This is a genomic window from Micromonospora sp. LHW51205 (genome assembly GCF_003315815.1).
GTDB classification, from domain to species: domain Bacteria; phylum Actinomycetota; class Actinomycetes; order Mycobacteriales; family Micromonosporaceae; genus Micromonospora; species Micromonospora chalcea.
On sequence record NZ_QMEZ01000004.1, the window covers coordinates 513,032 to 527,450 of the forward strand.

At 73.5% G+C, this 14,419-nt stretch carries 7 protein-coding genes; 5 read left to right on the top strand and 2 right to left on the bottom strand.

The window, feature by feature from the left end; genetic code table 11:
* Window positions 1-53: 53 nt before the first annotated feature.
* A complete protein-coding gene (locus tag DQE82_RS18325) occupies window positions 54-2,537 on the top strand; it encodes an ATP-dependent Clp protease ATP-binding subunit (protein WP_113973295.1) in 2,484 nt (827 codons plus the stop codon).
* Here DQE82_RS18325 and add read toward each other — a convergent pair.
* Both add and DQE82_RS18335 read right to left on the bottom strand, forming a co-directional pair.
* Window positions 2,528-3,505: an adenosine deaminase gene (add, locus tag DQE82_RS18330; protein WP_199496029.1), complete on the bottom strand. Its 978-nt coding sequence runs from the start codon at window positions 3,503-3,505 to the stop codon at window positions 2,528-2,530. The two genes, DQE82_RS18325 and add, sit on opposite strands and share 10 nt — an antisense overlap.
* Entirely contained in the window at window positions 3,505-4,311 is an 807-nt protein-coding gene (locus DQE82_RS18335; RefSeq protein WP_233514702.1) for an AraC family transcriptional regulator, read from the bottom strand. The genes add and DQE82_RS18335 overlap by 1 nt, the downstream gene beginning before the upstream one ends.
* Before the next feature lie 413 nt (window positions 4,312-4,724).
* Between DQE82_RS18335 and DQE82_RS18340 the strand changes: the two genes are divergently transcribed.
* Genes DQE82_RS18340 through DQE82_RS18355 form a run of 4 tightly spaced genes read left to right on the top strand, consistent with a single transcriptional unit; the run spans window position 4,725 to window position 14,419 of the window.
* On the top strand, window positions 4,725-5,696 hold the full coding sequence (locus tag DQE82_RS18340) for a DUF1702 family protein (RefSeq protein WP_113973297.1): 972 nt from the start codon (window positions 4,725-4,727) through the stop codon (window positions 5,694-5,696).
* Between the two features lie 4 nt (window positions 5,697-5,700).
* Entirely contained in the window at window positions 5,701-7,653 is a 1,953-nt protein-coding gene (locus DQE82_RS18345) for a CRTAC1 family protein (protein WP_064447376.1), read from the top strand.
* Window positions 7,650-8,621: a hypothetical protein gene (locus DQE82_RS18350; RefSeq protein ID WP_043325264.1), complete on the top strand. Its 972-nt coding sequence runs from the start codon at window positions 7,650-7,652 to the stop codon at window positions 8,619-8,621. The genes DQE82_RS18345 and DQE82_RS18350 overlap by 4 nt, the downstream gene beginning before the upstream one ends.
* A 32-nt stretch (window positions 8,622-8,653) precedes the next feature.
* Window positions 8,654-14,419, top strand: a complete 5,766-nt coding sequence (locus DQE82_RS18355; RefSeq protein ID WP_113973298.1) for an SDR family NAD(P)-dependent oxidoreductase — start codon at window positions 8,654-8,656, stop codon at window positions 14,417-14,419.

The following is a 14,419-nucleotide window of genomic DNA, read 5'->3' on the forward strand; positions in this document are numbered from 1 at the left end:
ATGAAATCTTAGTATTCTGATGGCCGGATGACTCAGGTGAGGAGCACGAGGGCATGTTCGAGCGGTTCACCGACCGAGCGCGACGGGTTGTCGTCCTGGCCCAGGAAGAGGCCCGGATGCTCAACCACAACTACATCGGTACGGAGCACATCCTGTTGGGCCTGATCCACGAGGGTGAGGGTGTCGCGGCGAAGGCTCTGGAGAGTCTGGGTATTTCGCTGGAGGGTGTGCGTCAGCAGGTCGAGGAGATCATCGGCCAGGGTCAGCAGGCGCCGAGCGGGCACATCCCGTTCACGCCGCGGGCGAAGAAGGTGCTGGAGCTGTCGCTGCGCGAGGCGTTGCAGCTGGGCCACAACTACATCGGCACCGAGCACATCCTGCTCGGCCTGATCCGCGAGGGCGAGGGCGTCGCCGCGCAGGTCCTGGTGAAGCTGGGCGCGGACCTGAACCGGGTCCGTCAGCAGGTCATCCAGCTGCTCTCCGGCTACCAGGGTAAGGAGCCGGCCGCCGCCGGTGCCGCGCCGGGTGAGGCCGCGCCGTCGACCAGCCTGGTGCTGGATCAGTTCGGCCGCAACCTGACCCAGGCCGCCCGGGAGGGCAAGCTCGACCCGGTCATCGGGCGGGAGAAGGAGATCGAGCGGGTCATGCAGGTGCTGTCCCGCCGCACCAAGAACAACCCGGTGCTGATCGGCGAGCCCGGCGTCGGTAAGACCGCCGTGGTGGAGGGCCTGTCCCAGAAGATCATCAAGGGTGAGGTGCCCGAGACGCTGAAGGACAAGCAGCTCTACACGCTCGACCTCGGTGCGCTGGTCGCCGGTTCCCGGTATCGGGGTGATTTCGAGGAGCGTCTGAAGAAGGTGCTCAAGGAGATCCGCACCCGCGGTGACATCATCCTGTTCATCGACGAGATCCACACGCTCGTCGGTGCGGGCGCGGCGGAGGGCGCGATCGACGCCGCCAGCATCCTCAAGCCGATGCTGGCCCGTGGTGAGCTGCAGACCATCGGCGCCACCACGCTGGATGAGTACCGCAAGCATTTGGAGAAGGACGCCGCTCTGGAGCGTCGTTTCCAGCCGATCCAGGTGGGTGAGCCGTCGCTGGCGCACACCATCGAGATTTTGAAGGGTCTGCGGGACCGGTACGAGGCGCACCACCGGGTGTCCATCACCGACGCCGCGCTGGTCGCCGCGGCGACGCTGGCCGACCGGTACATCTCGGATCGGTTCCTGCCGGACAAGGCGATCGACCTGATCGACGAGGCGGGGGCGCGGATGCGGATCCGCCGGATGACCGCGCCGCCGGACCTGCGGGACTTCGACGAGCGGATCGCGCAGGTGCGTCGGGACAAGGAGTCCGCGATCGACGCGCAGGACTTCGAGCGGGCCGCGCAGCTGCGGGACACCGAGAAGCAGCTGCTCGGGCAGAAGGCGCAGCGGGAGAAGGAGTGGAAGGCCGGTGACCTGGACGTCGTCAGTGAGGTCGACGACGAGCAGATCGCCGAGGTCCTCGGCAACTGGACCGGTATCCCGGTCTACAAGCTGACCGAGGAGGAGACCTCTCGGCTGCTGCGCATGGAAGACGAGCTGCACAAGCGCGTCATCGGCCAGGAAGACGCGGTCAAGGCGGTCTCGAAGGCGATCCGCCGTACCCGGGCCGGGTTGAAGGACCCGAAGCGCCCGTCCGGGTCGTTCATCTTCGCCGGCCCGTCCGGCGTCGGTAAGACCGAGCTGTCCAAGGCCCTGGCGGAGTTCCTGTTCGGGTCCGAGGACGCCCTGATCCAGCTGGACATGTCGGAGTTCCACGACCGGTACACCGTGTCCCGGCTCGTCGGTGCCCCGCCCGGCTACGTCGGCTACGACGAGGGCGGGCAGCTGACCGAGAAGGTACGTCGCCGGCCGTTCTCCGTGGTCCTCTTCGACGAGATCGAGAAGGCCCACCCGGACGTGTTCAACACGCTCCTGCAGATCCTGGAGGACGGGCGCCTCACCGACGGTCAGGGCCGGATCGTGGACTTCAAGAACACGGTCATCATCCTGACCACCAACCTCGGCACCCGCGACGTCGCCAAGGCGGTGTCGCTGGGCTTCCAGGCGTCGGAGGACTCCGAGTCGAACTACGACCGGATGAAGCAGAAGGTCAACGACGAACTCAAGCAGCACTTCCGGCCCGAGTTCCTCAACCGCATCGACGACACCATCGTCTTCCACCAGCTGCGCGAGACCGAGATCCTCTCCATCGTCGACATCATGATCCAGCGCATCGAAACCCAGCTGCGGAACAAGGACATGGGTCTGGAGCTGACCGACAACGCGAAGAAGTACCTCGCGAAGAAGGGCTTCGACCCCGTCCTCGGCGCACGGCCACTACGCCGCACGATCCAGCGCGACATCGAAGACAACCTGTCCGAACGGATCCTGTTCAACGAGCTGACCCCGGGTCAGATCGTCGTCGTGGACTGCGAAGGCGACCCCGACGACACCGACACGTCCACACTCGTCTTCCGGGCCGGCAAGCCGGTGCCGACGGGTCAGCCGTAGGCCCGCCGGCCCACCGCCATCAGATGATCACGCGTCGCGTCGTCGCAGAGCGCCCCGGCCACCCCGGCGGCGTACGCCCGCTCGGGCCCGAGCCCGAGACGCGCCGCCAACTCGTGCTCACGGCCCAGATCGGTACCGAACATCGCCGGGTCGTCGGTCCCGACCGAGCAGCGCAGACCGGCGGCGACGAGGCGGGGCAACGGATGCGCGGCCTCGGACTCCACCACCCGGGTCCGCAGGTTCGACGTGGGGCACACGTCCAGCACCACACCCCGGTCCCGCAGCTCGGCGAGCAGGTCGTCGTCCTCGGCGGCCCGGATGCCGTGACGGATCCGGGCCGGAGCCAGCTCCAGCAGGTCGCGTACCGAATCCGGCCCGCCCGCCTCGCCGCCGTGCGGGACGAACGCCAGACCGCCGTCGCGGGCGATCGCCACCGCCCGGGCGAACGCCTTCGCCGGCGCGGCCAGCTCCGGCCCGCCCAGACCGAACCCGACCACGCCCCGGTCCCGGTACCGCACGGCCTGGCGGGCGCACTCCTCCGCGTCCGCCGGCGGCAACTCGCGGTCCACGTCGGGCGTCAGCAACACCCGTACGCCGTGCCGCTCGTACGCCTCGGCCGCGCCGTCGGCGTACCCCTCGAAGATGTCCGCCCAGCCGACGCCCCGGCGCACCCGCTCGGCCGGCGAGAAGATGCCCTCCAGGTAGACAGCGCCGTGCGTGGCCGCCTCGGCGGCGTACGCCACCACGATGCGCCGGAAGTCGTCGGCCGTACGCAGGCAGTTGGTGGTCAACACCCAGGTGCGGACGAAGTGGTCGAAGTCGGTGAACTCGTAGAGCTGACGCAGACCCTCGACCGTCTCCGCGGGCAGCCGCTGACCGTTGCGGCGGGCGATGACCAGGAGCGTCTCCGGCCGTACCGTCCCTTCGAAGTGGACGTGCAGCTCGATCTTCGGGGCCGGCACGGCCATCAGGCGGTTCGGAGCGCGCGCCGCTCGGCCATCACCGGCGTCCGCCCCCGCCAGCCGGCCTGCGACACGCCCAGCAGCCAGCGCAGCGGCGTGGCCGAGAGCAACGGCGGATCGGTGACCCGCACCTGCCGCACCGGCACCGTGAGCGTGGCCCGCGCGACGGCGATGCGCTGGGTGCTGCCCGTCTCGGCCGGTATCCGCAGGTCCGCGTCGCCGATCAGGAAGCTGTCCGGCGCGCCGTCGACGAGCGCCGAGGTGGCGTCCCGGTCCGGGCGCAGCAGCAGGACCCGGGCGCGGTGCTCGCCCGGCGGCACGGTGGCGGGCAGCGCGGCCGGCAGTGGACGCGGCGCGGCCGTCCACCATTCGTTGCGCCCCCCGTCGTGGGGTGCCACCGCGGCGAGCAGCAGCCCCGGCAGGTCCACGGTGTCGAGGTGCATCAGCGCCCGGGGGCCCTGGCCGGCGACTATCGCGCGGCTGCGGATCACCGGCAGCAGCGCCGCCACCGACACGCCCGCCAACTGCCGGGCGAGCTGGCGGAACCGCTCCGGGGGCAGACTCACCCAGCGCCGGAACTGGGTGGTGAACGTGCCGACGCTGGAGTACCCGACCTGGGCGCTGATCGCCGTGACGGTGAGCGAGGAACGCAGCAGCAGCCGTCGCGCCTCGGCCATCCGCAGGGCGGCCAGGAAACGTGCCGGTGTCATCGAGGTGGCCTGCTTGAACACGCGATGGAAATAGAAGGGGCTGAACGGGGCAAGGCGCGCCAGCGTTTCCAGCGGCAACGGCCTGCCGAGCTCTCTTTTCATGTGCTCAATCACCCGGACAATGGCGGCCGACCGGCCGTCATGTTCCTTGCAGTCGGCACCTGAAAACTGCCCCATGGCCCCTCCATCGCTACCCGGAAACCGTGACCAATAGTGCTGTGCGGCTCTTGAACGAGTCTTGATTTGCCGCACGCGGGCCGCTCGGGCGCCCTCGGCGGCGGGCGATACGTGCTGGCCGGAGCCGGTGCGGGACCCACTTCCAGGCTTGCGCGCACCCGGCTTCGCGCGCCCGCCCAAGCGGTGCCGACGGTCACCTGAGGCAACACAGCAACCTGCGAGAAGACAGTCGCCGAGGCGTTCCGCGAGTATTGGCCAGAGCGGGCACGCCAATCGAAGAACTTCTCTGCAGGCGAGCAGGATCCGCACGCGTACACCCACGGCGAATTGGACTTGCCATGGCCCGAATATTGTTGGCACTGCGACAACGAATCCTGACGCCGGATAAGCGCGAGGCGTTGTTTGACAAACGCGGCTTCCATGTCAAGAACGACGCCGCGCGGCAGGCCCTGGAAAGCGCCGGGCAGAGTTTCATCGGCGGTTTCGGTGACGCCGCCGGGGCGCCGGAGCCCCGGGCCGCCGAGGAACTGCTGGAAAGCCGGCCGGCGCCGCTGCGCGGCTTCGCCTACGAGGGCGCCGCGATGGCGTACGCCCTGATGGACGGCCTCCGCCCCGGCGGCGGCCGGGGCATGGCGCGGTTCCTGGCCGGGCGCGGCGACGCGCACGTCTACATGGCCCACGTGGGCGCCGGCTGGGCCATGGCCCGGCTGCCCCGCTGGCGCCGGCCGGCCATCCTCCCGCCCGACCCGCTGCTGCGCTGGCTCGCCCTCGACGGCTACGGCTTCCACCAGGCCTACTTCCACACCGGCCGGTACGTCCACGCACGGCACCGCGACCCGGCGCACATCTGGCCGGCGGAGCTGCGGCACTACGCGCCGCACGCGGTGGACCAGGGCATCGGCCGGGCGCTGTGGTTCGTCGCCGGCGCCGACCCGGCCGAACTGGTCCGGCTGCTCCACCGGTTCCCCGCCGACCGGCACTCCGACCTGTGGAGCGGGGTCGGCCTGGCCGCCAGCTACGCCGGTGGCGCCGATCTGACGGAACTGCGAACGCTGCGCGAGGCGGCCGGCGAGCACCGGGCGGCGCTCGGCCAGGGCGCCGCGTTCGCGGCCAAGGCCCGGATGCGGGCCGGACACGTGCCGACGCACACCGCTGTCGCGGTCGGCGCGTTCTGCGTCACCAGCATCGAGCAGGCCGCCGCGATCACCGATGCCGCCCTGACCGATCTGACCGACTCGGCGTCGCTGCCCGCCTTCGCGGTGTGGCGTCAGCGGATCGCCGACCATCTCGTACTGCTGGGGAGGTGCTGACCGGGTGTCCATGATCCTGGGTTGGGGCCGACGTCATCTCGCCGGGCTGACCGCCCTGCTGCTGATCGTCGGCCTGTTCCTGATCGCCGAGCCGGCCACTGCTACCGACGAGGAACGGCGACGGGTGGCCGCGGGCTACCGGTTCACGCCGCTGTCCATCGCGATCCCGGGTGGTCTGCCGCAACAGAGCATCCGCCGGGTCAACAAGGAGTACACGCACATCGACGCGTGGATCTCGTCGGTGGGCGCCGGGGTCGCCATGAACGACATCGACGGCGACGGCCTGGCCAACGACCTCTGCGTCACCGACCCGCGGATCGACCGGGTGGTGGTCACGCCGACGCCCGGGGCGCGCCAGGAGCGGTACCAGCCGTTCGTGCTCGACCCGGCGCCGCTGCCGATGGGGCCGCACATGGCGCCGATGGGCTGCGCGCCCGGCGACTTCAACGAGGACGGCCGCACCGACCTGCTGGTCTACTGGTGGGGCCGGACACCGGTGATCTTCCTGGCCCGCCCGGACGCCACCGGTCTGTCCGCGGCGGCGTTCCAGCCGGTCGAGCTGGTCCCCCGGCCCGCCGCCGCCGACGGCGGCTACACCGGGCCGCGGTGGAACACAAACACGGTGAGCGTGGCGGACTTCGACGGCGACGGTCACGAGGACGTGTTCGTCGGCAACTACTTCCCCGACGGCCCGGTGCTCGACCACACGGTCAGCGGCGGCGTGGCGATGAACAGGTCCATGTCGGCCGCGTACAACGGCGGACGCGACCATGTCCTGCGCTGGACCGGCGCGACCGCCGACAGCGTCACCTTCGCCGACGTGCCGGACCTCTTCGACGACGACGTCTCCCGCGGCTGGGCACTCGCGTCGACCGCCACCGACCTCGACGGCGACCTGCTGCCCGAGCTGTACGTGGCGAACGACTTCGGCCCCGACCGGCTGCTGCACAACCGCTCCACGCCGGGCCGGGTGCGGCTGGCCCTGGTCGAGGGCGAGGGCAGCCGGCTCACCGTGCCCAAGTCGAAGATCCTCGGGCACGACTCCTTCAAGGGCATGGGCGTGGACGTCGGCGACCTGGACGGCGACGGCCTCTACGACATGTACGTCGGCAACATCACCACCTCGTTCGGCATCCAGGAGAGCAACTTCGCCTTCGTCAACCAGGCCCGGGACACCGACGACCTGCGGCAGCGGCTCGCCGACGGGCGGGCGCCGTTCGTCGACCGCAGCGCCCCGCTCAACCTCGCCTGGAGCGGCTGGAGCTGGGACGTCAAGATCGCCGACCTGACCAACAGCGGCCGGCCCGACATCGTGCAGACCAGCGGCTTCGTCAAGGGCGAGGTGAACCGGTGGGCGCAGCTGCAGGAGCTGGCCACCGCCAACGACACGCTGCTGGAGCACACCTCGGCGTGGCCACGGGTCCGGCAGGGCGACGACATCGCCGGCGGGCAGCCGCTGCGCCTGCACGCCCGGATGCCCGGCGGCGCCTACGCCGACATCGCCGGCCAGCTCGGCCTGGCGGTGCCCATCCCGACCCGGGGCATCGCGCTCGGCGACGCCGACGGCGACGGCCGGCTGGACATGGCGGTGGCCCGGCAGTGGGACGCGCCGGTGTTCTACCGCAACGACAGCCCCGGCACCGGATCGCAGCTGTCCCTGAAGCTGAACCGGCCGCCGGCCGGCGACGCCGCCACCGGCTCCCCGGTGATCGGCGCGGACGTCACCGTCCGCACCCCGGACGGCCGTGTGCTGCGCGGCCGGGTCGACGGCGGCAGCGGCCACTCCGGCCGGCGCAGCTTCGAGGTGCACATCGGCCTCGGCGACGTCACCGGGCCGGTCCAGGTCGACCTGGCCTGGCGGGACCGCACCGGCGCGCCACGCGCGCAGACGGTGACGCTCGCCCCCGGCCGGCACGCGCTCACCCTCGGCACCCAGGCACAGGAGGCGAGTTCATGACGAAGCCACGCGACCCGCGAGTGACAGCGCTGCGCCGCTTCGCGATCTCGATCACCGTCCTCAACATCCTCGGCTACACGGTCCTCGGCTTCGAGCAGCCCGCGCTCTGGCCGGTGTACGCCGTGCTCACCGCGTACGCCGCCGAGCTGCTGCTGGAGGCGGTGGGCGCCCGGGGTGAGGGCCGCGCCCCCCGGTACGCCGGCGGCGTGCGCAACCTGGTCGAGTTCCTCTTCCCCGCGCACATCACCGCGCTGGCGGTGAACATGCTGCTCTACACCAACGACCGGGTGCTGGTGATGCTCTTCGGCGTGCTGGTGGCGATCAGCGGCAAGTGGCTGCTGCGGGCGCCGGTCAACGGGCGGCTGCGGCACTTCATGAACCCGTCGAACTTCGGCATCGCGATCGTGCTGCTGCTGTTCCCGTGGGTCTCCATCGCGCCGCCGTACCACTTCACCGAGAACCTCTCCGGCCCCGCCGACTGGGCGATCGTGGCCGTGATCCTCGTCCTGGGCACGATGCTCAACGCGAAGCTCACCCGCCGGATGTGGCTGATCGCCGGCTGGCTGTCGATCTTCGTGGTGCAGTCGGTGGTCCGGGGCCTGGTGCTGGACACGTCGATCGTGGCCGCGCTGGCCACCATGACCGGTACCGCGTTCGTCCTGTTCACCAACTACATGATCACCGATCCGGGCACCACGCCGAGCCGGCCCGCCGCCCAGTTCGCGTTCGGTGGCGGCGTGGCGCTGGTGTACGGCGTGCTGACCGGCGCCTCGGTGACGTACGGGCTCTTCTTCGCCACCGCGATCGTCTGCCTGGTCCGCGGCACCTTCCTCTGGTCGCTGCACGCCTCGCGCCGCGAGCAGCGGCGCCGCGAGCAGGACCAACCCGTCTCGCCCGCAACGCCCGGGACACCGGCCACCGCCGGTCCCGTCTCCGCGGACAACGGCAAGCGGCCCGTGCCCGCCTGATCCGCGAATCGCACAACCCCAGGAGTGACGACATGAGCAGAATCGCGGTCGTCGGCATGAGCTGCCGCTACCCGGAAGCCGATTCGGTGGCCGACCTGTGGCGCAACGCCCTCAGCGGACGCCGCGCGTTCCGCCGGCTGCCGCCGGAGCGGATGAGCCTGGAGGACTACTGGGACGCCGACCCGGCCACCCCGGACCGTTTCTACAACCGGCACGCCGCCGTCATCGAGGGGTACACGTTCGACCGGATCCGGCACCGGATCGCCGGCAGCACCTACCGCTCCACCGACCTCACCCACTGGCTGGCGCTGGACGTGGCCGGCGAGGCGCTCGCCGACGCCGGCTGGCCGGACGGCGCCGGGCTGCCCCGGGACCGTACCGCCGTGGTGGTCGGCAACACCCTCACCGGCGAGTTCTCCCGCGCCAACGTGCTGCGGCTGCGCTGGCCGTACGTGCGCCGGGTGCTGGCCGCCGGGCTGCAGGAGCAGGGGTGGCCCGACCGGCGGATCGCGGAGTTCCTGGCGCTGACCGAGGAGCGGTACAAGAGCCCGTTCCCGCCGATCGACGAGGACACGCTCGCCGGTGGTCTCTCCAACACCATCGCCGGGCGGATCTGCAACCACTTCGACCTCGGTGGCGGCGGCTGGACGGTGGACGCCGCCTGCGCCTCCAGCCTGCTGTCCGTGGTCACCGCCGCGCGCGCCCTGGCCGACGGCGAGGTCGACGTGGCGGTGGCGGGCGGGGTGGACCTGTCCATCGACCCGTTCGAGATGGTCGGCTTCGCCAAGGCCGGCGCGCTGGCCCGCGACGAGATGCGGGTGTACGACGAGCGGTCGCAGGGCTTCTGGCCGGGCGAGGGCTGCGGCATGGTCGTGCTGATGCGTCACGACGACGCGGTGGCGCAGGGGCGCGTCGTGCACGCGACGATCGCCGGCTGGGGCGTCTCCTCCGACGGGCGCGGCGGGATGACCCGGCCCGAGGCACAGGGCTACCGGCTGGCGCTGGACCGGGCGTACCAGCGGGCCGGCTTCGGCATCGGCACGGTCCCGCTCTTCGAGGGGCACGGCACCGGCACCGCCGTCGGCGACGCCACCGAGCTGCGTGCCCTCTCCGCCGCCCGGCGCGACGCCGGGGCCACCGATCCGGCCGCCATCGGCTCCATCAAGGCGCTCATCGGGCACACCAAGGCCGCCGCCGGGGTGGCCGGGCTGATCAAGGCGACCATGGCGTTGCGGCACGCCATCGTCCCGCCCACCGCCGGGTGCGCCCGTCCCCGCGCGGAGCTGACCGCCGCGGACCGTACGCTGCGCGCCGCGCCGGTGGCCGAGCCGTGGCCGGACGGGGCGCCGCTGCGCGCCGGGGTCACCGCGATGGGCTTCGGCGGGATCAACACCCACCTGGTGCTGGAGGCCGGCCCGTCCGCCGTGCCGGAGCGTGTCCGGCGGCAGCAGCTGCGGCTGGCCCGGCACACCCAGGACGCCGAGCTGCTGCTGCTCGACGCGGCCGACCCGGTGGCGCTGCGGGAACGGGTGGCCGCGCTGCTCGATCCGCTGGCCCGGCTGTCGTATGGCGAGCTGACCGACCTGGCCGGCGCCCTGGCCGGTGAGGTACGCGACCGGGCGATGCGGCTGGCGGTGGTCGCCGCCTCCCCCGCCGAGGCGGTGGACCGGTTCGAGCGTGCCCTGGCGGCGCTCGACCGGGGCGAGGAGGAGTTGTTCGCCGACGGGCTGGCGTTGCGGCGCACGCTGCGGCCGGCCCGGCTCGGGTTCCTCTTCCCCGGTCAGGGCTCCGGCCGCGGCGTCGACGGCGGCGCGCTGGCCCGGCGCTTCCCGGCCGCCGCCGAGGTGCACCGCCTGGCGGCGCTGCCCGCCGACGCGGACCCGGTGGCCACGGAGGTGGCCCAGCCGCGCATCGCCGCGGGTTCCCTGGCCGGTCTGCGGGTGCTCACCGAACTGGGCGTCGAGGCGCGGGTGGCGGTCGGGCACAGCCTCGGCGAGATCACCGCGCTGCACTGGGCCGGCACCGTCGACGCGGAGGCGCTGCTGCGGATCGCCGCGGCGCGCGGCGCGGTCATGGCCGGCTGCCGGGAACCGGGGACCATGGCCGGCATCGCCGCCGACGACACCGTCACCGCCCGGCTGATCGGCGCCGAACCGGTGGTGGTGGCCGGCTACAACGGGCCCCGGCAAACCGTGGTCGCCGGTCCGTCCGACGCGGTCCGGCGGGTGTGCGAGCGGGCCACGGAGGCCGGTGTGCACTGGGCGGACCTAGCCGTCTCGCACGCGTTCCACTCCCCGCTGATGGCGTCGGCCGCCCGCGAGTTCGGCGACTGGCTGGAAGGGGTCCGCCTGGCCCCGCCGCGCCGGCCGGTGGTCTCCACAGTCACCGGCGCGGAGCTGACCTCCGGCACCGACCTGGCGGCGCTGCTGCGCCGGCAGATCACCGAACCGGTGCGCTTCGCCGCGGCGGTCACCGAGGCCGGCCGGCGGGTGGACGCGCTGGTCGAGGTCGGTCCCGGCCAGGTGCTCGCCCGGATGGCCCGGGAACTGGTCGACGTGCCGGTGTTCGCCACCGGCACGGACGCGCCGACGCTCGCCGGGTTCCTCGGCACTGTCGGCGCGCTCTGGGCGCTGGGCGCGCCCGTCGACCACGCCGCGCTGGTCAGTGACCGTCCGATCCGTCCACTCGACCTGGCCGTGCGGCGGCGCTTCTTCGCCAACCCGTGCGAGGCCGCGCCCGCTGTGGTCGTGGCGGCCCCGGCCGGGGCCGCCCCGCAGACCGCGGACGGGCCGGTGACCGGCGACGAGACGGCCCCGGCCGGCGGCGGACCGGCGGCCGATCCGCTGGCCGTGCTGCGCCGGCTGGCCGCGTCCCGCGCGGAGCTGCCGGCCGAGAGCATCGGCGCGGACACCCGGCTGCTCGACGGCCTGCACCTCAGCTCGATCGCGGTGGGACAGCTGGTGAACGAGGCCGCCCGGGAACTCGGCCTGCCGGCGGTGCAGGCGCCGACGAACTTCGCCACCGCCACGCTGCGGGAGATCGCCGACGCGCTGCGGGAGCTGGACCCGGCCGCTCCGCCCGCCGACCGCCGGGTGGACGGCGTCGCCACGTGGGTGCGCGGCTTCACCGTCGAACTGGTCGAGGAGCCGGTGGAGCGGGTCGCCGCCGGCCCGGCCGGGCCGGGTGCCTGGCGGCTGTACGCGCCGGCCCGGCACCCGTACGCGGAGGCGCTGCGCGACGCGCTCGCCGGTGCGGGCGTCGGCGGCGGCGTGCTGCTCTGCCCGGGTGAGGAGGTGGACCTGGACCTCGCGTTGCGCGCCGTCCAGGCGGCGGTGACGCAACCGCCGGGCAGCCGCCTGGTGGTCGTCCAGCACGGCCGGGGCGTCGCCGGGCTGGCCCGTACCGCCCGGCTGGAGGGCTCGGGTCTGCACGTGACGCTGGTCGAGGCGGCCCCGGCCGACGACCTGGTGGACCGGGTGGTGCGCGAGGTGGCGGCCACCGACGGGTACGCCGAGTCGCACCTCGGCCCGGACGGCCGGCGACGGGTCCCGCTGCTGCGGCCGCTGCCGCCGCCCGGCCCGGCACGCCCGGGTCCGGCCGGTCCGCCGCTGCGGCCGGACGACGTCCTGCTGGTGACCGGCGGCGGGAAGGGCATCACCGCCGAGTGCGCGCTCGCCCTGGCCCGGGACACCGGGGCGCGGCTGGCCCTGCTCGGCCGGGCCGACCCGGCCGCGGACCCGGAGCTGGCCGCGAACCTGACCCGGATGCGGGAGGCGGGGGTGCGCCTGCGGTACGTGCGCGCCGACGTCACCGACCCGGAGGCGGTACGCGCCGCGGTGGCGCAGGTACGCGCGCACCTGGGCCCGGTCGCCGGGGTCCTGCACGGCGCCGGGGTCAACCGGCCGGCCGCCCTCGGCGCGCTGGCCCCGGACACCCTGCGCGCCACGCTGGCGCCGAAGGTGGACGGCCTGGCCAACGTCCTCGCCGCGGTCGAGCCGGACAAGCTGCGGCTGCTGGTGACGTTCGGCAGCGTGATCGGGCGCGGCGGCCTGCCCGGGGAGGCGCACTACGCGCTGGCCAACGACTGGCTGGCCCGGCTGACCGCCGAGGCCGGCCGGCGCTTCACCGGATGCCGCGCGGTCTGTCTGGAATGGTCGGTCTGGTCCGGCGTCGGCATGGGTGAACGGCTCTCCGCCGTCGAGTCGCTGCTGCGCGCCGGCATCACCCCCATCCCGCCGGACGAGGGCGTCCGGCTGCTGCGCCAGGTGCTGGCGCTGCCCCGGCTGCCCGCCTCGGTGGTGGTCACCGGCCGCACCGACGGGCTGGACACGCTGCGGCACGAGCGGCGGGAGCTGCCGCTGCTGCGCTTCCTGGAACGTCCGCTGGTGCAGTACGACGGCGTGGAGCTGGTGGTCGAGGCGGACCTGTCGGCCGAGAGCGACCCGTACCTCGCCGAGCACGACCTGGACGGCAACCTCCTGCTGCCCGCGGTGCTCGGCATGGAGGCGATGGCGCAGGTGGCCACCGCGCTCGCCGGCGCCACCGGCGTGCCCGTGCTGACCGGCGTCAGCTTCCCCCGGCCCGTGGTGGTGGCCCGCGGCGGGCGCGTCACCGTCCGGATCGCCGCGGTGCAGGCCGAGGCGGGCGTGGTGGAGGTGGCGATCCGCAGCGACGAGACGGGCTTCGCGGCCGACCACTTCCGGGGCACCGTCCGCTTCGAGCCGGACGAGGGCGACCGGGAGGCGCCGGGCGTGACCGGCGGGCTGCCGCCGGTGCCGCTGGAGCCGGGCCGGGATCTCTACGGTGACCTGCTCTTCCAGGGCGACCGGTTCCGCCGGCTGGTGCGCTACCACCGGGTCGCGTCCCGGCGGGCCGAGGCGGACGTCGCCACCACCGAGGACATGCGCTGGTTCCACGCGTTCCTGCCGCAGCGGCTGCTGCTCGGCGACGCGGGCGCGCGGGACGCCTTCCTGCACGGCATCCAGGTCTGCGTGCCGGACGCGACGCTGCTGCCGATCGCCGTGGACCGGGTGGAGCCGGCCGGGCCGAAGCTCGCCGCCACCGAGCAGGTCCGCTTCGTGGCGGTGGAGCGGGAGCACCGCGACGACACCTACCGGTACGACGTGACGGTCCTCGGCGCGGCCGGGACGGTGGTGGAACGCTGGCTCGGTCTGCGCCTGCGCGCGGTGCGCCACCGCCCGGCCGCCCTGCCGTGGCCGCCGGCGCTGCTCGGACCGGCGCTGGAGCGGCGGCTGGGCCGGCTGCTCGACGCCGACCTGGCGGTGGTGGTGGAACCGCGTCCGGACCGGACCGGCGGAGCACGACGGGAGGTCACCGCCGTCGCCGTCGGACGGGCCGTGGGACGGCCGGTACGGCTGCGGTACCGGCCGGACGGGCGGCCCGAGGAGGTCAACGGCCGGCACGTCTCCGCCGCCCACAGCGAGGTCGCCAGCCTGCTGGTGGCCGGCGCCGGGCCGCTCGCCTGCGACCTGGAGGTGGTCCGGCCCCGGCCCGCCGAGGTGTGGGCCGACCTGCTCGGCCGGCACGCCGGGCTGGCCGGGCAGATCGCCGCCGACCTCGGCGAGGACGCCGACGTCGCCGCCACCCGGGTCTGGTGCTCCAAGGAGTGCCTGGTCAAGGCGGGGCTGCCGGTGGACGCCCCGCTCACGGTGGCCGGCGGCGACGGCGAGTGGGTGCTGGTGCGCAGCGGCCGGGTCACGGTGGCCACCGGCCCGGTCCGTCTGACCGGCGAGCCACAGCCGGTGGTCGTCGCCGTCCTCACCGCGACGGGGGTGTGA